The organism is Thermosynechococcus sp. Uc, from assembly GCF_029335995.1.
Taxonomy (GTDB): Bacteria; Cyanobacteriota; Cyanobacteriia; order Thermosynechococcales; family Thermosynechococcaceae; genus Thermosynechococcus.
Genome location: NZ_JARJMS020000065.1, coordinates 1 through 20081, shown reverse-complemented (window position 1 = coordinate 20081; position 20081 = coordinate 1). Strand labels below are relative to the sequence as shown.

Annotated in this window: 11 protein-coding genes and 1 pseudogene; 6 read left to right on the top strand and 6 right to left on the bottom strand. The window is 53.3% G+C overall.

Features of this window, described 5'->3' with window-relative positions; translation table 11 throughout:
* Positions 1–190: 190 nt before the first annotated feature.
* Both P3X23_RS07400 and P3X23_RS07395 read left to right on the top strand, forming a co-directional pair.
* Positions 191–841, top strand: coding sequence for an FHA domain-containing protein (locus P3X23_RS07400; RefSeq protein WP_300874843.1), 651 nt, complete (start codon positions 191–193; stop codon positions 839–841).
* Positions 841–1743: an MnmC family methyltransferase gene (locus tag P3X23_RS07395; RefSeq protein ID WP_300874841.1), complete on the top strand. Its 903-nt coding sequence runs from the start codon at positions 841–843 to the stop codon at positions 1741–1743. The genes P3X23_RS07400 and P3X23_RS07395 overlap by 1 nt, the downstream gene beginning before the upstream one ends.
* Here the strand turns inward: P3X23_RS07395 and P3X23_RS07390 are convergent.
* Positions 1736–2479, bottom strand: coding sequence for a M50 family metallopeptidase (locus tag P3X23_RS07390; RefSeq protein ID WP_300874838.1), 744 nt, complete (start codon positions 2477–2479; stop codon positions 1736–1738). The genes P3X23_RS07395 and P3X23_RS07390 overlap by 8 nt on opposite strands.
* A gap of 17 nt (positions 2480–2496) precedes the next feature.
* Entirely contained in the window at positions 2497–2991 is a 495-nt protein-coding gene (gene infC, locus P3X23_RS07385) for a translation initiation factor IF-3 (RefSeq protein ID WP_300874878.1), read from the bottom strand.
* 276 nt (positions 2992–3267) lie between these two features.
* Here infC and P3X23_RS07380 point away from each other — a divergent pair, with 276 nt between their 5' ends.
* From P3X23_RS07380 to P3X23_RS07370, 3 genes are all read left to right on the top strand, one after another.
* On the top strand, positions 3268–4476 hold the full coding sequence (locus tag P3X23_RS07380) for an efflux RND transporter periplasmic adaptor subunit (protein WP_300874835.1): 1209 nt from the start codon (positions 3268–3270) through the stop codon (positions 4474–4476).
* Between the two features lie 5 nt (positions 4477–4481).
* Positions 4482–7616: an efflux RND transporter permease subunit gene (locus tag P3X23_RS07375; protein WP_300874833.1), complete on the top strand. Its 3135-nt coding sequence runs from the start codon at positions 4482–4484 to the stop codon at positions 7614–7616.
* 63 nt (positions 7617–7679) lie between these two features.
* Positions 7680–10097: a DNA topoisomerase (ATP-hydrolyzing) subunit A gene (locus tag P3X23_RS07370; RefSeq protein ID WP_300874831.1), complete on the top strand. Its 2418-nt coding sequence runs from the start codon at positions 7680–7682 to the stop codon at positions 10095–10097.
* Here P3X23_RS07370 and tilS read toward each other — a convergent pair.
* The gene (gene tilS / locus P3X23_RS07365; protein WP_300874829.1) at positions 10018–11052 is read right to left on the bottom strand and encodes a tRNA lysidine(34) synthetase TilS; all 1035 of its coding nucleotides are present in this window, start codon (positions 11050–11052) and stop codon (positions 10018–10020) included. The two genes, P3X23_RS07370 and tilS, sit on opposite strands and share 80 nt — an antisense overlap.
* A 7-nt stretch (positions 11053–11059) precedes the next feature.
* Positions 11060–12019 (bottom strand): annotated as a pseudogene (gene ccsB / locus P3X23_RS07360) (c-type cytochrome biogenesis protein CcsB).
* A 237-nt stretch (positions 12020–12256) separates the two neighbouring features.
* Here ccsB and P3X23_RS07355 point away from each other — a divergent pair.
* The gene (locus tag P3X23_RS07355) at positions 12257–13039 is read left to right on the top strand and encodes a hypothetical protein (RefSeq protein ID WP_300874826.1); all 783 of its coding nucleotides are present in this window, start codon (positions 12257–12259) and stop codon (positions 13037–13039) included.
* Here P3X23_RS07355 and P3X23_RS07350 read toward each other — a convergent pair.
* On the bottom strand, positions 13036–16041 hold the full coding sequence (locus P3X23_RS07350; RefSeq protein WP_300874820.1) for a DEAD/DEAH box helicase: 3006 nt from the start codon (positions 16039–16041) through the stop codon (positions 13036–13038). The genes P3X23_RS07355 and P3X23_RS07350 overlap by 4 nt on opposite strands.
* A gap of 4 nt (positions 16042–16045) precedes the next feature.
* Complete coding sequence (locus tag P3X23_RS07345; RefSeq protein WP_300874817.1) at positions 16046–19906, bottom strand: EAL domain-containing protein; 3861 nt, start codon at positions 19904–19906, stop codon at positions 16046–16048.
* Between the last annotated feature and the right edge of the window lie 175 nt (positions 19907–20081).

Sequence of the window (20081 nt, the reverse complement as noted above, 5' to 3'; positions counted from 1 at the left end):
TATTTTGGGGTCAAAAAAGTGAGCCTAGGGCATCGGCTCACTATAAAATGCGCAGATCGAAAGACTGGAAAAGCCCGCCTTCTCCGCAAAGCTTGAGGGTTGGGAGTATGTCACGAACTTGTGCAATACAGCTGTTTGCAACTCAGGCTAAGATAGTGGATAAAAGTTAATCTCAGTCTCAGGTGTTCCCATGAGTGCTAATCGTGAGCACCATTTACTCAACATTGAGGATGAAACGGGTAAGCGCACGATCCCTTTAGATGCGGCAACCTACTCTATTGGTCGCGATGTTACGAATGCAATCGTCATTCATGGTCGCGGTGTCTCACGGCAACATGCCCTGCTGCTGCGAATTCCTTCCCCCAATGGCTATCGCTATCGCGTGGTGGATGGCAATGCCGATGGTAAACCTAGTGCCAATGGCATCCTCGTCAATGGCCAGCGCGTGCAAAGACACGAGTTAAATGATGGAGATGAGATTAACTTTGGTGGATCGGTCAAGGCGTACTATACCACTGTGTCAATGGGGGATGCCGAATTTACCAAGTATTTGCAGAGTGTCAACTACCACAGCATTAAGGCGGTGCCCCTGACCTCAACAATTACCCAAGCAGAGGAAGAACTGAGCCATCAGCAGCCACCCCACGAAACGCAACTGAATCTTCCACCCCCGAAACCGGAAGCGGTGAGTCCAGAACCCGTGCCAGTGGCAAAATCCTCTCCCCCTTTGCTGCTAATCATTGGCGGCATTGTTCTGATTCTTTTGGTTGCAGGGGTCAGCGTTGTGATGATAAACCCATCTCCTGAACCTCAACCGCAGCCACCTGCTCAAATGCAGTGATGACTTCTTCTCAGCAGATAGCTGCTGCTTTGACACCACTTTGGCGGCCTCGACCGACAGCGGACGGTTCCTTGACATTTTTTTCTCCAGAGTTTGGCGAAACTTTCCATAGCCTTGAGGGAGCGCGCCAAGAAGCCTTTGAGAAGTTCGCGATCGCCACTGCTCTGCCGACCAAAGCCCAAGCCCCTCATTTGCAGCTTTTGGATATCTGCTATGGCTTGGGCTACAATACCGCCGCGGCCTTAGAAGTTATCTGGCACCACAATCCTGCCTGTCAGGTCACTGTTGTCGGCTTAGAGCTAGACCTGCGCGTTCCCCAAGCGGCATTGGCAGTGATGCCCCCTTGGTCAGGGTCGGTTCAAGCCATTCTTGAAGGATTAGCTCAACGGCAGCAGGTAACTAAGCCGCAGTGTGAGGCCCACTTATTAATCGGCGATGCCCGCCAAACTATCCAAGACCTTGTTCGCCAAGGATTTCAAGCGGACGCGATTTTTCTTGATCCCTTTTCACCGCAGCGCTGTCCGCAATTGTGGACAGTGGAGTTTCTCAACTTAGTTGCTCAGTGTCTGGCACCAGAGGGATATTTGGCCACCTATTCGCGGGCTGCGGCAGTTCGTTCAGCCCTTCGGGAAGCCGGTTTGCACATCGGGACAATCCCTATTGAGACACCGCGACCCAGAAAGGAGTGGGCGCAAGGAACAGTAGCTCGCTGGCAAGCGGCGCAGCTTATTCCCCTTTCGCCGATGGAGCAGGAACATTTGCAAACCCGCGCCGGAATTCCCTACCGCGATCCGCATCTGCAAGACAGTGCCCCAATGATTCGAGCGCGCCGCCAAGCCGAGCAACAGGCCTCTCGCCGTGAATCCACAAGCCGCTGGCGACACCGCTGGGGCATTACTTAGGCGGAGTATAGGCCACTTTGAGACTCCACAGCAGTAGTCCTAGGGTCAGCACAGCAATGAGCGCCCCCCACAGCCAATAGGGGAACCAGAGGTACTGCTGTAAAAGACCTGTGTCGGAAAGCTGTTTCCCCGCAATGGCGTAGGTAAAGAGGTAGCCCACCTGCTGGAAGGTGCTAATACAGGCCTGCACGCCAAGGAACTGAATGGAAAGACCTTTGAGCCAGTGATTCCCGCGATAGGCCACCAGTAGGATGGCAAGGCCTACCCCTGTCATGAAGACAATACCAAAGAGCGATCGCACCCATAGGAACACTGAGGCCAAGATAACAATGCCAAGTGCCTTTAGACAAATGGCGGTGGCACGCGGAGAGCGGCTGGCCAAAATAAAAATGCTGCCGGCGATCGCTGGCCCAAGTGGTCCACCTAGGGCAACCAAGCCATGTCCCAAACGCCCCAGCAGCACCTCACCCCCATAGCGGGCAAACCCGGAGCCACTGGGATCAATGACCAATTCTTGAAAGTAGCCCCCCAGGAGAACCGCTGTGAGGCCATGACCCATCTCGTGGAACCATGTGGCCAAAATGGTAAAGGGGTACAGCAAATAGTTTCCCAAGGGAAGCTGCCAAAGAAGAATCGTAACGAGGGCAGCGATCGCCAACAGGAGTGCCGAGCGGGGTTTCTCATTCGCTGAAACATCCAGTGGGGTGGACTTGGGGTCTGGACGAAGGCCAAACATACTTCCCCTGGAGTTGGTTAGCGCTTTGGTGCCAAAAACATAATCATATTGCGCCCCTCCTGCTTCGGTGCCTGCTGCACTTCGGCCACCGCTTGAAGGTCATTGGCCATGCGGTTAAGAAGTTCCTCGGCTAGGTGGGAGTGTTGAATTTCCCGCCCCCGGAACGTCACCGTTGCTTTGACTTTATCTCCTGCTTTTAGGAACCGCTCAGCGCGATGAATGCACACATTGTAGTCGTGTTCCTCAATTTTGTAGCGCATCTTCACCTCTTTAACGTCCGAGGTGTGCTGCTTTTTGCGCGCTTCACGAGCCTTCTTTTCCTGTTCAAAGCGAAACTTGCCGTAGTCAATAATTTTGCAAACGGGTGGATCCGCTTTGTCACTCACAAGCACAAGGTCAAGTTCCCTTTCGCGGGCGATCGCGATCGCCTCTTGGGACGACATAATCCCCAATTGGGAACCATCACTATCCACCACACGCACCCGCGGGAAACGGATGCGTTCATTAATCATCGGTTGTTCTTGCTGTGTTTTCTTGGTAAGAGCCACTGGTACCTGTACTGTCGTTGATAAAGGTTGGTGCAAGGACTGTCTTAGCCTCAAGGTGAGCTGGCAATGACCCCCTGCCCCTTGCTCTACATCTTAGCGGAGGATTGCCGATAGGAATTATTCTCTATTCACCAAGAATAAATGGCAACCGATTGTTAAAGTAGCAGTTGCCATAGGCATCTGTAGGCTAGACTGAGGATGTTTATTGCCTGCTCTGGGTCACTTTTAAGATTCTGAAATATGCTGCAACGGCAACTGTTTACAGGGTTTGTCCTAGGAAGTCTTTACTTCCTCGCTACCGCCTGTGGCCAACCAAGGACAACGGCTCCTCCGCCCCTAGCACGGGTGAAACTTGCTGCGGTGCAAACAGAACCCCTAGCTCAAACAGCTGTTTATAACGCCTCTTTACAGTCCCGCGAGTCCATTACCCTACACCCCCAAGTCTCTGGTCGCATTGCCCAGATCAATGTCCAAAGTGGTCAGTTTGTCCGCCAAGGCCAGCCCCTCATTCTCATTGATCCGGCAGAACAGCAAGCGGTTGTCGCCAGCAATCTAGCTGCCATTCAATCTGCTCAAGCAAACGTGGAGAATGCCCGCTCCATCCTACGCGCCCTTGAAGCCCAACGCCGTGCTAATCTAGCCACATTGGAGTTCAATCGGATTCAAGCGGAACGCTATGCCGCCCTTTTTGAAGAGGGGGCTATTGCCAAAGAGCAAGCGCAATCTTTCATTACCAGCTTTCGCACCGCCCAGGCAGCTCTCCAGCAAACAGAAGCTGACATTCGTGCCCAGCAAGCCACTGTTGACCGCTTAGAAAAGGCTCTCTTGGCTGCCCAGGCAAACGCTCAACAGCAGTTTGTTGTCCTGAACTGGTTTCAGGTGCGTGCCCCCTTCAGCGGTGTTGTCGGCAATATTCCTCCTAAAGTCGGTGATTTTGTTACCCCTCAAACTGACCTCCTTGCCCTCACCTCAAATCAACCCCTAGAGGTCAATATTCAAGTGCCGATTGAGCAAGTCCCTCGCATTCGCATGGGAACGCCGGTGGAATTACTGGACATAAATGGCAAAGTCATCGGCACAAGTTCGGTCTTTTTTATTGCCCCTAACACAACAAATGCTACCCAAACGATCTTAATAAAAGCGCTGTATAGCAATACTCAGAACAACCTACGAGCTGATCAACAAATTCAAGCCCGCATCATATTAGATCAGCGGCCGGGAATTCTTGTACCGACCACAGCCGTCTCCAATCTTGCGGGACAAAACTTTGTCTTTGTGGCTGAAAAAGATGCAGAGGGCAACATGATTGCCAAGCAAAAAGCCATTCAATTGGGAGTAATCCAAGGAAACAACTATCAAGTGTTCCAAGGTCTCCAACCAGGAGAGAAGATTATTGTTTCGGGCATTCAACGTTTGCGCGATGGTATGCCCATTATCCCTGAGTCTTAAAAAGCATGATTAGCAATTTCTTTATTAAGCGACCGGTTTTTGCAACTGTTTGCTCTCTACTAATTATTTTGGTGGGCGCAATTGCGCTGCCAACACTGCCCATTGAGTATTATCCCGACGTTACACCGCCAACAATTCAGGTGTCTGCCAACTATGCAGGTGCCAACGCCGAAACTGTTGAAACGAATGTCACCACAATCTTAGAAACTCAAATTAACGGCGTGGAAGGGATGGATTACATTGACTCCACAAGCAACAGCTTTGGCAACAGCAATATCAAGATCACATTCACTGAGGGCTACGACGAAAACATTGCTGCGGTGGATGTGAATAACTTAGTGGCATCGGTCACCTCCCAACTCCCCCCAGAGGTGATTAACACTGGGGTGAATGTCAGCAAATCCACAAACCAGATTGTTGTCGCCTTAGCCCTGTACCCGGAGGAGGGGTATGACTACGACCCCACATTCATCAGTAACTACGCAACCCTCTATGTGGTACAACCTCTGCAACGCCTGAACGGGGTAGGGCAAGTTCAGGTCTTTGGTCAGCGCACCTATGCCATGCGGATTTGGCTAGATCCCAATCGCTTAGCTAGTCGCGGTCTCACGGCTCAGGATGTGGTGCGTGCCCTCTCCGATCAAAATGTCCAAGTGGGAGCCGGGATTATTGGCGCACCCCCAGCCCCAGAGGGACAGGAGTTTCAAATTTCCATTCAAGCCCAAAGTCGCTTGGCCTCAGAAGAAGAGTTTGCCGACATTATTATTCAACGCGGCGAAGATGGCTCCGTGATTCGCATTCGCGATGTTGGTCGCGCGGAGCTGGGGGCACAAAACTACAACACCAACTTTCAGTTTGATGGCCGCAATGCTGTTGGACTGGGTATCTATCAACTCAGCGGTGCCAACGCCCTCGATGTTGCCCGCGCTGTTGAAGCAGAAATGGCTGTTTTAGCGGAGAAATTTCCCCCCGGCCTGAAATGGAGTGTGGGATTTAGCACCACGGATGCGGTGCAGGAGTCGATCAAGGAGGTGGTCATTACGCTGATTGTGGCCATCATCCTTGTGATTGCGGTGATCTTTTTATTCTTGCAAGATTGGCGCGCCACGATTATTCCATCGGTAACGATTCCTGTCTCCTTGGTGGGTACTTTTGCCTTTATGAAAGCCTTTGGCTTCTCAATTAACAGTTTGACGATGTTTGGCTTGGTACTGGCGACGGGGCTAGTAGTGGATGATGCGATTGTGGTTGTGGAAAATGTCACCCGTCTCATGGAAGATGAGGGCATGACCCCCCAAGCAGCCGCGAGTCGCTCGATGGAGGAAGTGACAGGGGCATTGATTGCCACATCGTTGGTGATGATGGCGGTCTTTATCCCCGTCGCCTTTTTTCCAGGAGTGACTGGGCGGCTCTATCAGCAGTTTGCTTTGACAATTGTCTTTGCGATCGCTCTTTCTACGTTTAATGCTTTAACCCTCTCTCCCCCTTTGTGCGCCCTGCTCCTACGGCAAGAACGCCCGCCGATGGCGAACTTTATCTTATTTCGCTGGCTTAACCGCCTCATTGATACGATGCGGCAGGGCTATGAACGAAACTTGAATGTGATCGTGCGACTAAAATACTGGGTGCTGGCGGGCTTTGTGGCACTGCTGGGAGTGACCTATTGGCTGTTTCAGATCGTTCCCGGTGGCTTTGTCCCCCAAGAAGATCAGGGCTATTTTGTCACCCTCGTACAATCGCCCCAAGGGGTCTCCCTAGAGTACACAAGTGATATTGTCTTTAAATCAGCAGACGCGATCGCCCAAAATCCAGCGGTTGAACATACCTTTGCCATTGGCGGCTTTAGTTTCTTCGGCACGGGTTCAGATAAAGGAATTATCTTTACGAGTCTCAAGCCTTGGTCACAGCGGCCAACCCTTGATCAATTGCTGCCCCAGTTTCAGAGGGCGGTAGCGGGTGAACTTGGAGCAGTGGTGTTTGTATCCAATGTGCCGACCATTAACCTTGGTGGCAGTGGCCTTGGTGGCTTTGATATGCAGGTGATGGATCAGCAGAATCTAGGCCTTGAAGCCCTTGCAAGTGCGGTTAACGAACTGATCCTCAAAGCCAATACAACTCCCGGCTTTGTCTCAGTGAATACCCCCTTTGCCATTAACGCCCCTCAATTGAATGTAACGGTAGATCGCACCCGCGCCCTTGCCTTGGGAATTCCCCTCAAGGATATTTTCAATGCCATGCAGATTTACTTGGGGTCGTTATACGTCAACCAATTCACGATTTTTGCCCGTAGTTACCAAGTGATTGTGCAGGCGGATAAGCAATTTCGCTCGAATCCCGATGACATCAACCGCATCTATGTGCGCTCAGAGCAAAATGCCCTGATTCCCCTCAGTAACCTCGTAACGATTGCACAGGTCTCGGCGCCGCCTATTATTTATCACCATAACTTGTTCCGTTCGGCGCAGATCACCGGCCAAAATGTGCCGCCCCTTAGTGAGAGTCAAGCAATGATGACAATGGCAGCCTTGGCTCAGAAGGTTCTCCCCAATGGCATTGGCTATAGCTGGACGGGGTTATCCCTAGAGTCCACCCGCTCTGCAGGACAGGCACCCTTGATTTTTGGTCTTGGTTTGGTGTTTGTGTTCCTTGTGCTCTCGGCACAGTATGAAAGCTACATTGACCCCTTGATCATTATTCTTTCGGTGCCTTTGGCGATCATGGGAGCCTTGCTAGCACAGTGGTTGCGGGGGCTGAATAATGACGTATTCTGCCAAATTGGCCTAGTGATGCTTATTGGCCTTGCCAGTAAGAATGCGATTTTAATTGTGGAGTTTGCCAACCAAATTCGCGACAGCAAGGGCACGTCCATTGTCAAGTCAGTCATTAACGCAGCTGAAGAACGCCTCCGTCCCATTTTGATGACGGCCATCTCCTTTATTTTGGGCATCTTCCCACTGGTCATTGCTACGGGTGCAGGGGCAAAATCCCGTCACTCCTTGGGAACAAGTGTCACAGGCGGCATGCTTGCGGCCACATTTTTAAGCTTCTTTGTGGTGCCCATCATTTACATCCTCATTAAGGAATTGGTGGCGCGACTGACTAAGGAGAAACTTGAGGAAGCAACACCAACGGAGTCTTAAGTTGCTTTACGATTCGCAAAACTCTTGTATTGTGGGGAATGATCCTTTGGCTTGTTCGTGCTCATGCCCAAACAACTGGATTTGCTGACCGCTGGACAGGTGATTCCTACGCCACTTCACAGTGAAATGCAACGCTCCTATCTGGAGTACGCCATGAGTGTGATTGTGGGGCGGGCACTTCCAGACGTGCGGGATGGCCTCAAACCCGTGCATCGGCGGATTCTTTATGCGATGTATGAGCTGGGGCTGACGCCCGATCGCCCCTTTCGCAAGTGTGCGCGGGTGGTGGGGGATGTACTGGGGAAGTATCACCCCCACGGAGATCAGGCGGTCTATGAGGCCTTGGTACGCTTGGTGCAGCCCTTTAGCAGTCGCTACCCGCTGTTGGCGGGGCAGGGCAATTTTGGCTCTGTGGATGATGATCCAGCGGCGGCAATGCGCTACACAGAAACGCGCTTAGCCGCGATCGCCCAGCGCACACTCTTGACCAATATCAACGACGCCATCGTGGAGTTTGTCCCCAACTTTGACAGCTCCCAAGCGGAGCCGTTGGTTTTGCCGGCACAACTGCCAATTCTCCTATTAAATGGCTCAACGGGGATTGCCGTGGGCATGGCCACGAATATCCCCCCTCACAATCTAGGGGAAGTGGTGGAGGCTCTGATTGCCCTGATTGACCGCCCCCATCTCTCTTTGGAGGAACTGCTCACTCACCTGCCGGGACCAGACTTCCCTACAGGGGGGGTAATTGTGGATGGGGCAGAACTGCGACGCGCCTACGCCACGGGTCGAGGGACGATTACCCTGCGGGGGGTGGCTCAGCTTGAGGATATTCAGCCCAGCCGGGGTCGCCACCGTCGCCAAGCAATTGTGGTGACGGAGTTGCCCTATCAGGTGAATAAAGCGGCATGGATTGAGAAAGTGGCAGATTTAGTGAATCAAGGCCGCCTGGAGGGCATTGCCGATCTGCGGGATGAAAGCGATCGCGAGGGGCTGCGGGTGGTGATTGAACTAAAGCGGGAGGCTGCGGCAGCGCAATTATTGGAACAGCTCTACCGCCTGACACCACTGCAGGTCACCTACGGCATCAACTTAATGGCACTGGTGGGCAATCAACCCCGCCAACTCTCCCTCAAGGAGATTCTCAGCGAGTTTCTTCACTTCCGTGAACAGACGCTGCTGCGCCAGTATCGCTATGATCTCGAAGCTGCTCAAGTCCGCCAGCATGTGGTGAGTGGACTCTTAATCGGCCTCAGTGCTGTGGATCAGGTGATTGAGATTTTGCGATCAGCAGCGGATGGCAGTACTGCCCAGCGGGAATTGATGGCGCGCTTGGGCTTGAGCGATCGCCAAGCCAGTGCTCTGATTGCCATGCCTCTACGCCGCCTCACCCAGCAGGAGCGCCAAGAACTGGAACGGGAACAGGCGGAGTTGCAGGCGCGGATTGCCCAGTTGGCAACCTTGATGAGTGAGCGTCCAGAGCGCCTCAAAGCCCTAAAGAAAGAACTGCGCCAGTTAAAGAAAGAGTTTGCTGACCCCCGCCGCACCCAAATTCTCACGGAAGTGCCGTCAGTAGAAAACAATAACTGTGACGAGGCTCCCCTATGGGTAGAAGTCAATCATCGCGGCTATGGGCGCTGTCTGCTCCAGCCCAGTCGGAGTAGTATTCCAGTCCAAACATGGTGGCCGTGGTCAGAGCCATTGCCCTTGGCATTCTCGGTGCAGGCCAGAGATCGCCTCTGGGTGTTTAGCGAAAGCGGCAAAGTCTATCCGCTGCCAGTGGAGCGACTACCTGTTACCAGCCGCAGCGATCGCGGTCAACCCCTCCTGACCCTTTTGGCGGAGTCCGCTCAAGGAGAGACCCTTTTAACCGTTCTTCGCGATCAACCCACAGCAGAGAAGCTGATTCTGCTGACGCGCCAAGGCCGAATTAAGGTCATTCCAATCTCAGATCTTCAAGCCCTGCGCGGGCGCGGTCTCCAACTCACAAAACTCAAAGCGGGGGATGCCCTCGGTTGGGTTCTGCCTGCGGACACAGATCATTTGGTGTTCGCCACTTCACGGGGGCGGGTCTTTCACTTTTTTATCCCTGACATTCCAGTTTTGGGACGGCTGAATCAAGGTCAAGTGGCGGTGCGCCTCGGTGTGCAGGAGACATTGGTGGGGGCGATCGCCCTCTCGGAACAGGAGTCTCTTCTCCTTGTCACCCGCTCAGGTTTGGGCAAGCGACTGCCCCTGTCCCTCATTGAAGTCACTCCCCTCGGCCATTTGGGACAGTTGGCAATGCCCCTAGGACAAAAACAGGATGGCTTGGCGGGACTTGGCCGTGGCGGTAGCCCCTTGGCACTGGTGACAACCCAAGCGCGGGCATGGATCACAAATGGCGCCGACGTGCCCCTCCTTAATAAGGAGGCGATGGGGGTGGCGATCGCTCCCCTTGAGGAGGGGGAACAGATTCAAGCGGTGGTGCCGTTGGCCTGACCCACTCCAGCCACTGACCGCAGACCCGCAGGTGGCAGCCCCGCGACAGCGTTGAGGTTTGCTGACCGTTACCTGCCGCGATCAGGGAACGCACTTCTTCAACCACCCCAAAGTTAACCCCCCCTTGGAGGTGGCGACAGAGGAAGTGGTAAATCAGGCGGCGCTGCAGGGCAAGGGGCAATTCCCGGAGACGCAACCGGTTCAAAGCGGGGGGATGCTCACGGATCACTGCGGGGGCAAGACGAGCAACCTCAGCCTCGAAATAGGCGCGATCGCTAGCCAGCAGTTCAGCGGTTTGGGCAAGCACCTGTTCCACACGGGCATTGAAGTGCGCTTGTAAATAGGGGATTAACTCCAAACGCAGCCGATTGCGGCGATAATCCAAACTCTGGTTCGTTTCATCCTGCCAGAGGGGCAACTGATGTTCTCGGCAAAAGGCAGCCGTCTCCGCTCGCGTCATCCCTAGGAGCGGCCGCACTAGCTGCACTGCCCCCAGAGAGCGGCAGGGCAAAAGAGTGGCTAAACCATCGGGACTGGCGCCGCGCAATAGATGCAGCAACAGACTTTCAGCGCGATCGCTTTGGGTGTGGGCTGTCACCACATGGGTGCACCTCAAGGCCTTGGCCACCGTTTCAAAGACTTGGTAGCGCCATGAACGGGCTGCTGCCTCAGTTTTCGGCATCTCCGGAGCACGTACTACCTCACAGGGCAGGTGCCATCGCTGCGCTAGCTCTTGGACAAAAGCGGCATTGGCAGCACTATCGGTGCGCCAGCGGTGATCACAATGGACAACAGCCAAGCTCCAGTGCCAGTGGGGCTGCAGATCCAGCAACAGTCGAGTTAAACAAATGGAATCTTGACCCCCCGACAGGGCAATGAGCAGCCGCGACCCCTGGGGCAGCCATTGCTGACTTTTTAAGGTTCGATGCAGGCGGGCGTGGTAGATGCCCCACACGGGTCCACTAGAAAAACCAACCGTAGGAGTGCAGGCCTTTCCCCAGCAAATTTACCCCTAAATAGCAGACCCAGACGACGCCAAAACCCACAGTGGCCAGAATAGCGGGTTTGCGCCCCTGCCAATCGCGCGTGATGCGGGCATGGAGATAGGCCGCATACACTAGCCAAACAATCAGCGCCCAAGTCTCTTTGGGATCCCAACTCCAAGGCGCACCCCAAGCTTCATTGGCCCACACAGCCCCAGAGATAATGCCAATTGTCAGTAGCGGAAAGCCAAGACCAATCATGCGGTAGCTCAAGTTATCGAGGGCCTCAGCTAAGGTCAGGCGTTGCAGACTCAATTGCAGCGTGGGCTGGGTCAGTACCGTTGTGCCACCGTCTCCAATGGAGGGTTCTAAGGCAGGTTCTGACATGCGCCTGCGAAAGCTGCCTGTTCCCACTGAACTCCCTTTGAGGCTGACGGGTTTGCCCCAGGTGACCACCTAGAAGGCGATCGCCAGCAAGGATCCCACCATCAACGTGGCATAACTAAGCATCATCACACTGACGTGCATCATTAACCAGTTGGACTTCAAAGCAGGCACCAGAGGTGCTGACTGTTGCATTTCCGCAGGAAGTGAGAGGGCAGCAAAGGCAGTAATTCCCATTGCAACGGGTGCGGTGACAACCCCCACAAGGCGCTGGCCACTAATAGACTCAGCGACCAAGTGCATTGCCGTTAAGCCCCAACACAGGAAAAAGAGGGATTCGTAGAGATTACTGATGGGAAAGTAGCCCCCCTCAATCCAGCGTGCCGCCAGCAGCCCAGTGATACACAGGTTGGCGATCGCCATCCCCGTGCGACCGGCAGCCGTCAGCAGCGGCCATTGGGGAAATGCCGCCCCACACCAGTAGAACAACATGGTGAGCAAAAGGACGGCAAAGGCCGTATTGTCCAACCAACCTTCAAGGGTTAATAAATCCATAGCGTTTTAGTTTTGCCAGCCTGCTATTCTCTTGTATTGTACTGTTTCCACAGCCCTTTTCTGGGAGATGGGGTACTGATAGCAGAGGCTTTTCCGCAACCTAGGCTCTTTGCTGACACCGCTTTTCAGGCAGGGTCTCCTAAGGGGAAAGGCTATACCACAATTTAAGCCTGAACTCTATAATCAGGGTTGAAGAATCATCACGTTTTATTGTGCCGCTGCGGGAGCGAGAACCCCATGAACGAGCTACGGGCTGCGCTGGAATTAGCGACGGAGGAGGAGTTACAAGACCTCACGGAAATTCTCTTTCGCCGTCGGCTCAATCCCTTGGACTACCTAACCACGCCCGATCCCATTGCCGTGCAAGCTCAGGATCGCCAAGCGTGGCTGGATGATATTGAGGAGCGATTTCGCTTTTTAGCAGCAGATGGCTTAACGGTGCTCCAGGGTAAAGCGCAGCAAATCAGCTATCGGCAAACCCTGATGCGCGTCTGCCGCTATTTGAAAATCAAGTTTTCCCCCAGTTGGAGTGTACCTGAACTGGAAATGGAGATCTTCTTGAATGTCTTGCAGCGGATGTGGAAGAAGCTGGGGGATGAAGATCGCAAGGTTTTAGCGGCACAAATTCAAGACAGCTTGCCAGAGCTGCGCCATGGCCACCCCATTTCTTTAGAGACAGTGCGTCTGATTCTAGAGGGGGGCGCTGCCATTGCCATTAGTTCTGTGGTGCGTTCGATGGTCGTACAGCAGGTGGCGCGGCAATTGGCTCTTCACTTTGCCGGCTCTAAGCTCTCAGTTACCCCCATCATTTCACGAGGGGCTGCAATAGGAGCGGCCAAATTTGCCGTGGGGCGCAGTGTCTTGGCCTTTGCCAGCACCGCCCTGTGGATTTGGTTTATTGCCGATTTGGGTTGGCGAGCCATCTCCACCAACTACGCCCGCATTATCCCCACCATTTTTGCAATTGCCCAAATTCGCCTTTTGCGGGGTGAGCAGGCCTCCCAGTGGGCAATGGCCTAAAGCGGCACTACGCGGTCTTTATCTAAGGTAAGCAGTTGTCGCAGTTGATCAAGGTTGAGTTCAGTCAGCCACTGCTCACCACTGCCAACGACAGTTTCCGCGAGGATTTTCTTTTGTTCAATTTGCTCGTGAATTTTTTCTTCGAGGGTGCCCGTGCAGATAAATTTGTGGATTTGGACATTGCGGGCTTGACCAATGCGGAAGGCGCGATCGCTGGCCTGATTTTCAACGGCGGGATTCCACCAGCGATCGTAGTGGAAGACATGGTTGGCACGGGTCAAGTTCAAACCAACTCCCCCTGCTTTAAGGGAAAGAATAAAGACGGCGGGAGCCTGGGGATCGTGTTGAAAACGTTCCACCATCAATTCCCGCTGGGCTTTGGGGGTCTGTCCCGAAAGATAAAAGACCTCTTGCTGCAACGCCTGCTCCAAATAGGTTTTTAGATGCTTGCCAAACTCGGCAAATTGGGTGAAGACAAGGGCGCGATCGCCCACCTCCTTTAGTTCTTGGAGCATTTCTGTTAAGCGCTGTAATTTACCGGAGCGTTCAGGGGTGTAATCCTCCTGTTTGAGATACTGCGCCGGATGGTTACAGATTTGCTTTAGCTTGGTCAGGGTAGCTAAAATATGCCCCCGCCGCTGGATGCCTTCGCTATTTTCAATGACAGCTAAGGCTTCCTCCACCACAGATGTGTATAGTTGCATCTGCTCTAGGGTCAGGCCGCAATAGACCAACATCTCCTGTTTTTCGGGGAGGTCTTGGATAATGCTGCGGTCAGTTTTCAGGCGCCGCAGAATAAAAGGCTGAACATAGGTGCGCAGCGCACTGAGGGAGGTGGTATCGCCGTAGCGTTCAATGGGGCGCACATAGCGGTGCTGAAAGTAGGTGCGATTGCCCAAATACCCCGGATGCAAAAAGTCCATAATGGACCAAAGTTCAAGGAGGCGGTTCTCTAGAGGAGTTCCCGTCAGGGCAATGCGAAATTGGGCTGCGAGCTGTCGCGCCGCTTGAGACTGTTGCGTCTGGGCATTTTTGATGTTTTGGGCTTCATCGAGCACCAAGTGCTGCCAGGGAACCTGTTGGAGGGTGGCGAGATCCCGCTGGAGGAGAGCATAACTTGTGAGAATCAGATCGTGAGTTTCGACTGTTTTCAGAAAGGCCTTGCCCTTGGGGCGATCGCTCCCGTGGTGGACATAGGGACGCAGTGTTGGGGCAAACTTCTGACACTCCCGCAGCCAGTTCCCCAGTACCGATGTAGGACAAATCAAGAGGGTCGGGCGGTAGGCCCGTCCTGCTTCCTTGAGGTGGAGCAAAAAGGCCAGCAGTTGAATCGTTTTACCCAAACCCATATCATCGGCCAAGCAAGCCCCCAGCCGCCAACGTTCCAAAAAACTGAGCCACGCCACCCCCCGTGCTTGGTAGGGGCGCAGTTCACCGCAAAATTCCTGCGGTGTGGGCACCGGTTCAAGGGTTTGTTGACCCGTGAGGGCATCCAGCAGTGCTTGGAGGGCATCATTGGCTGCCAACCCCAGAATTGGCAACTTGGCCACCGTCACCGTATCCCCCGTAGCAATCCGCAGCGTATCGGCTAGGGAGAGTTGGCGCTTTTGGGGAGATTGGAGAAACTCTTGGGCGGCTTTGATCTCTTGGGGACGGAGGAGTACCCACTCTCCATTGAGATAGACGAGGGGACTCTCCTGACGGCGCAGTTGTTCAAAATCCGCTTCGGAGAGGGGAGACTGCCCCAACTGCAACTGCCACTGAAACTGCATCAAGCTATCCACACTGAGGCCAGCGCTGGCCGTCGGCGGCAATGTGGCAATGATCTTGAGACCCAAGCGATGCTGCGAGTTATTGCGGCGCAGACTGGGCGGCAAAATAATTGCCACCCCCTGTTGTTCGAGGGGAGGAATGGCACTTTGCAAGAAGGTGTAAACTTCGTTGGTCTGGAGGGTTAAGGCCACAGGTGAAGGTTCTTGAAGACTGCGATCCAGGGGACGATAAATGCGCGAGGCTAGACCCAGTCCCCGCAGCAGCGTTTCTTGGGGTTGAGGCAGTACTTGCCCGCGGTAAAGAAGCGACTCTTGAGTACATTGCCAAATCTCCGCTGCCGCCAGCATTGTTTCCGTTTCGCCCTCACTTTGTAAGCCAAAGGCCAAGTGCCAGTCACCATTGGCAGTGTCAGGAGGCACCAACTGTAGCGCCAAGCGCCACTGGGGACGCAGATCCAACTGTTCGCGGTAGGTTTCTTGCCAGCGGCGGAGCCGTTCCCCAAAAGAAGCGGGGAAGTCGGGGTCTTGACCCGTCTTCAGAAACATCAGCCAATGGCTATGCTCTTTTGCTAGGCCCACTTTGGGCAATTCCACAGCGGCAAGAGCAGTGTGGAGATAGCCCTGTAGGGTGTGGTGGAGAAAATCCGCCAGTAGATCACTGGCCAGGGGTGGAAACCGCAAAGCAGTCGCTTCTTCTTGATAGCAGCGGCACAGATCGGGCATGGCCTGGCTAAATTGGCGAAAGCGATCGCGATCTCCCCGATGGGTTAACAGAATTCGCCAGCCCTTTTCTGTGGGCAGATACTGGCCGCGGACAATTAAGTCGAGCAACCAGCGACTCACATGTAACCAGTAGCGGAGGTCATCGCCAATGGTACAGCCTGGGCAGCCTTGAAGCATAAGTTGGTGCAGATGTTCTAGAACCCAAGGTGCGGGAATTCCCCAGCCGCAGAGATGCCAAAGGAACAGTGGCTCACCGTTGATCTCGCCTAAAGGGAGGGGCACCAATTCGTTGCCGTGAACTTGAGCCGGCAGAGCAACGTAAGTGGAGCAAGGGACTGCTTTGGCTAGGGAGGGAAGTTTAACGGGCGTCGCGTAGGGATAAATAGGAACAGGAACACCTGTTAGCTGCCAAGCCGTTGTTGCCTGAGCCAGAGATCGCCATTCTTCTACCCAGAGGAAAAATTGTGGCGTCGGCGTTGCCAGCCACGTCCCATGCAAAACTGCCATGGAATTATTTTAATTTCTGTTTTGAGACTAGGAGAGATTCCAGCTCAGCAGGAGGCAGGGGTCGCGACAGCAGATAGCCTTGGCCGTAGTTACAGCCTAATTTCTTGAGCTGTTTTAACTGTTTTTCGGTTTCGATGCCCTCAGCGATCGTACTAAATCCAAGATGGCGAGCCAGCATTATAATCATCTCAACAATACGGTAGTTTGTCGGCTTGTCCAGTTCCTGCACAAATGAGCGATCAACTTTTAAGTGGTGAATGGGTAAGCGATGCAAGTAGCTCAAACAGGAATACCCTGTTCCAAAATCGTCAATGCTAATTTCAATCTCGCGATCGCCCAACCCCTGTAGGAGGGCTATCATCTCCTCTCCCAAATCCAGAGCCATCCGCTCTGTCAGCTCCAAAATTAACTGTCCCTTAGCAAAGGGATAGGTCTGGCGTAGCTCATCCAACTGTCTAAAAAAGTGGGGATGTTTTAGAGTTTTAGCACTAATGTTGACGCTGAGAATGAGATTGTCCATTTGGCGAAAGCGCTGTTGCCACTCGTAAAATTGGCAGCAGGCCTGCTCCAACACCCACTGATCTAGAGCGCCAATTAAGTCGGTATCCTCAGCAATCTGCACAAAGTGTGCAGGAGAAATCATCTCTCCTGTTGGATGGCGCCAGCGCACTAAAGCCTCCATGCCCGCCAATTGCCGTTTTCCCAAGTCAAAAAAGGGCTGATAGACCATTTGCAGACTGTTCTCCTTGAGGGCATGGCGCAGGTCATGCTCTAGGCGCACTGCTTGCCAAACCGCTGTCTGCATTTGTAAATCAAAGAGGGCATAGCCACCGCATTGGTGCCTCTTAGCTCGATGCAGGGCAATGTCGGCATCCCGCAGCACCTGAAAACTGTTATTGTACTCCCCATGGGCAAAGACAATGCCCATACTGACATTGACAACCAGTTGCAGTTCATCTACAGCTAGGGGGGTTTTTAAGTCCTGCAGCAGTGCTTCGGCAATGGCAATGGCCTCTTGTCGCTGCCGCAGGTGGGTTGCCAAAATCACAAAACTATCGCCGCCAAAGTAGGCCACCACGTGCCGCGAATCTACCCGTTGCCGCAAGCGCTTGGCCAGGGCCTTGAGGAGGCGATCGCCCACCTGATGTCCGAGGCTGTCATTGATGAGCTTAAAGCGATCAACGTCCAAAAAAAGCAAAGCATAGTGAAAGTCCGACTGCTGCTGTGCTTGAGCAATGGCCTTGACCAATTCCTCGGTCAAATAGTAGCGATTGGGTAAACCGGTCAGGGAATCGTAGTAGGCTTGCTGTTTCAATTGCCCCTGTACTTGGATCCAATTGGTGACATCGCGGGAGGCGGTCTGCAGGTACAGGATCCGCCCTTGGGAGTCTCGGCGGGCTTTCACCAAAGTCTCTAGCCAGCGCAGGCTGCCATCGGCAGTAGCCATGCGATGGGTGATTGGCCAGAACCGCTCCTGCTGCCTCATTTGCTGTAACTCTTGGCTAACCCGCGATCGCTCCTGGGGTGGACAAAATTCAGCAAAGGGGCGACCGATCATTCCTTGGGGGGCAATTCCCAGCAGCGCCTCACAGGACGGACTAACGTAGAGACATTGCCCTTGGGAATCTAGCAAACAAATAATGTCACTGGTATTTTCTGCCAAGAGACGATAACGCTCCTCACTTTCTCTGAGGGCAATTTCTGTTTGTTTGCGCTCGGTAATATCAATTTGGGTGCCGATGACCTTACAGGGCTGTCCCCTCTCATCACAAAGCAGTGTTGTATTGGTGTAAAACCAGCGATAGGAACCATCGCGATGCCGCAGCCGAAACTCTAGGGTACAGGGAGACGTTTCCTGCAAGAAAGCACTAAAGAAGGCAATGGCAGATTCTTTATCCTCAGGGTGAAGGCGGTTGCGCCAGTCCTCCAAGGTAAAGCTGGCGGTGGCCGGTTCCCCCAGTTGCCGCTTGTAGGTTTCAGAAACCCAAAAGGTTTCTGTTACCCAATCGAAAGAGTAAAAACCAATTTCGGCAGTGGCCACCGCTATTTGCAGTTGTGCCTGTTGCTCCCTAAGGCGCTCTTGGGTTTGCCGCTGTTCTGTGATATCCAACACTAGGGTATGCCAAAGGATACTGCCATCTTCCAGACGCTCTGGCTGTCCAGCTCCCTCTAGCCAACGGATTTCCCCACTGGAGCGCACAATGCGAAATTGTTGACACCAAGGCGTCAGGGTTGCTGCCGATTGGCATACTGACTCCCAAGTGGCGGCATAATCCTCAGGGTGCACCAACGTCCAGAGAACTTCACCATCGGCGGCAGCCGCCTCTGCGGAAATCCCCATAATTTTTTCGCACAGAGGGTTGAGGTAAAACACTTGAATCTGACCATTGGGGCGTTGGAGGTAGCGAAAGAGGGCTCCCGGCAAATTCAGGGCTGTGCGGCGCAAGCGCTCTTCACTGCGGCCAAGGGCGGCTTCTACCTGACGGCGTTGGTTAAGTTCCTCTTGCAATTGTTGGTATAAATTGGCTTGATGGATGGCCACCTCCAGTTGGGCGGCCACAGCCCGAACCATAGAAATCTCTGCCGCTGACCAAGGATGAGAGCGGTTGGGAACCATAAGAGTCAGGCTGCCCCACAATTGGCCATTGATTTGCAGGGGGGTGAGTAACCAGGCCCCCGGAAAGGCTTGAGCCACCGTTTGATTGACAGGGTCGGCAATCGCTTGGGTATCGGCAATTGCGATCACCTCCCCTTGCTTCAACTGCGCTGTGAAGGGATTGTCAACATCGGGAATTTCATAGCCAATGGCCTGTTCCCCATTGCCCCCTTGACAGTAAGCGGCGATAGTGCGCCACACCTGCGCTGTCGGTAAGTACTGCACCACATAGGCATCTAGCCCTAGCCCCATTTGGGCAATCTCAGACACTGCCGTCTGAAAAATGGTCTCTAGGTCGAGGGAGTCGCGGATGGCTTGGGTGACGCGGTTGAGGGTTTGCTCCCGCCACAACTGTTCTTTGAGGGCTGTAATATCGTGACCAATGGACTGAATTTCTTGTAGTTGGCCTTGGGAATCAAAGATGCCCAAATTCATCCATTGCGTCCAAATCCAAGTTCCTTGAGAATTGAGTAGGCGTTTTTCGGCTGTAAAGGTGGGTGCTTCTGGCGTAAGACGGGAGAGGCAGTCCAGCAGAAGGGGCAACTCTTCAGCAGGAATAAATTCAGCCCAGCAATGACCCAGCACCTCCTGAAGAGGATATCCCACAGCCCGACAGAAGGCTTGATTAGCAAAGGTAATTGTGGTGGTGGGCGTGAAACGCACCACAAAGTTGGTTTGGGTTTGGATAATGTCGTGGTAGCGGTTGGCCTGCTCTTGGAGATAGTTGGTTAAGATAGCTTGTTCGATTTCTTGCTGTTTGCGATCGCTAATGTCAATATAGGCAGCAACACTGGCAATTACTTGCCCTTGGGGGGTCAACAGAGGAATGCCATAGACTTCAAGACTCACCCGTTCCGAGTGCCGCTGCACATCTAACTCCACAGGGCCAACGCAAACTCCCTGAAGAGCGACAATAGCTGGCAGCTCTTCTTTGGGATAGGGGCGATCGCTATCGCAAAGGTAAAGCCGAAGATTGGCTTCAATTTCAGCGCAGGGGTAGTTTGGTTCAGTAAAGCCCAGTAGTTTTCGTCCCCACGGGTTGGTGTACACTAGCTGCCCCGACAGGTTGTACAGGCAAATGCCCAAGGGCAGCGCCTCGAAGAGGGTCTCCAAGTAGTGCTCGATTTCCTCCCCAACAAGCTTTTGCAGAACATTAATGAGACCACTGTTTTTCAAAGTAACCTTAGGCAAGGGAAAAAGATTTGACATAGGAATAACGCCAAGAAATCTTGGGGAGGAACACTCAACATATTGCCTGATATTCTAATATTTTAATTGGTGCTACTGGTGCCACAGCTTGACTATAGTTATGGGGGCAACCAGTTGGTCACACAATTATTAAAAATTTAAGTAAATTAAAGCCAATATACCCTATTACAACCCG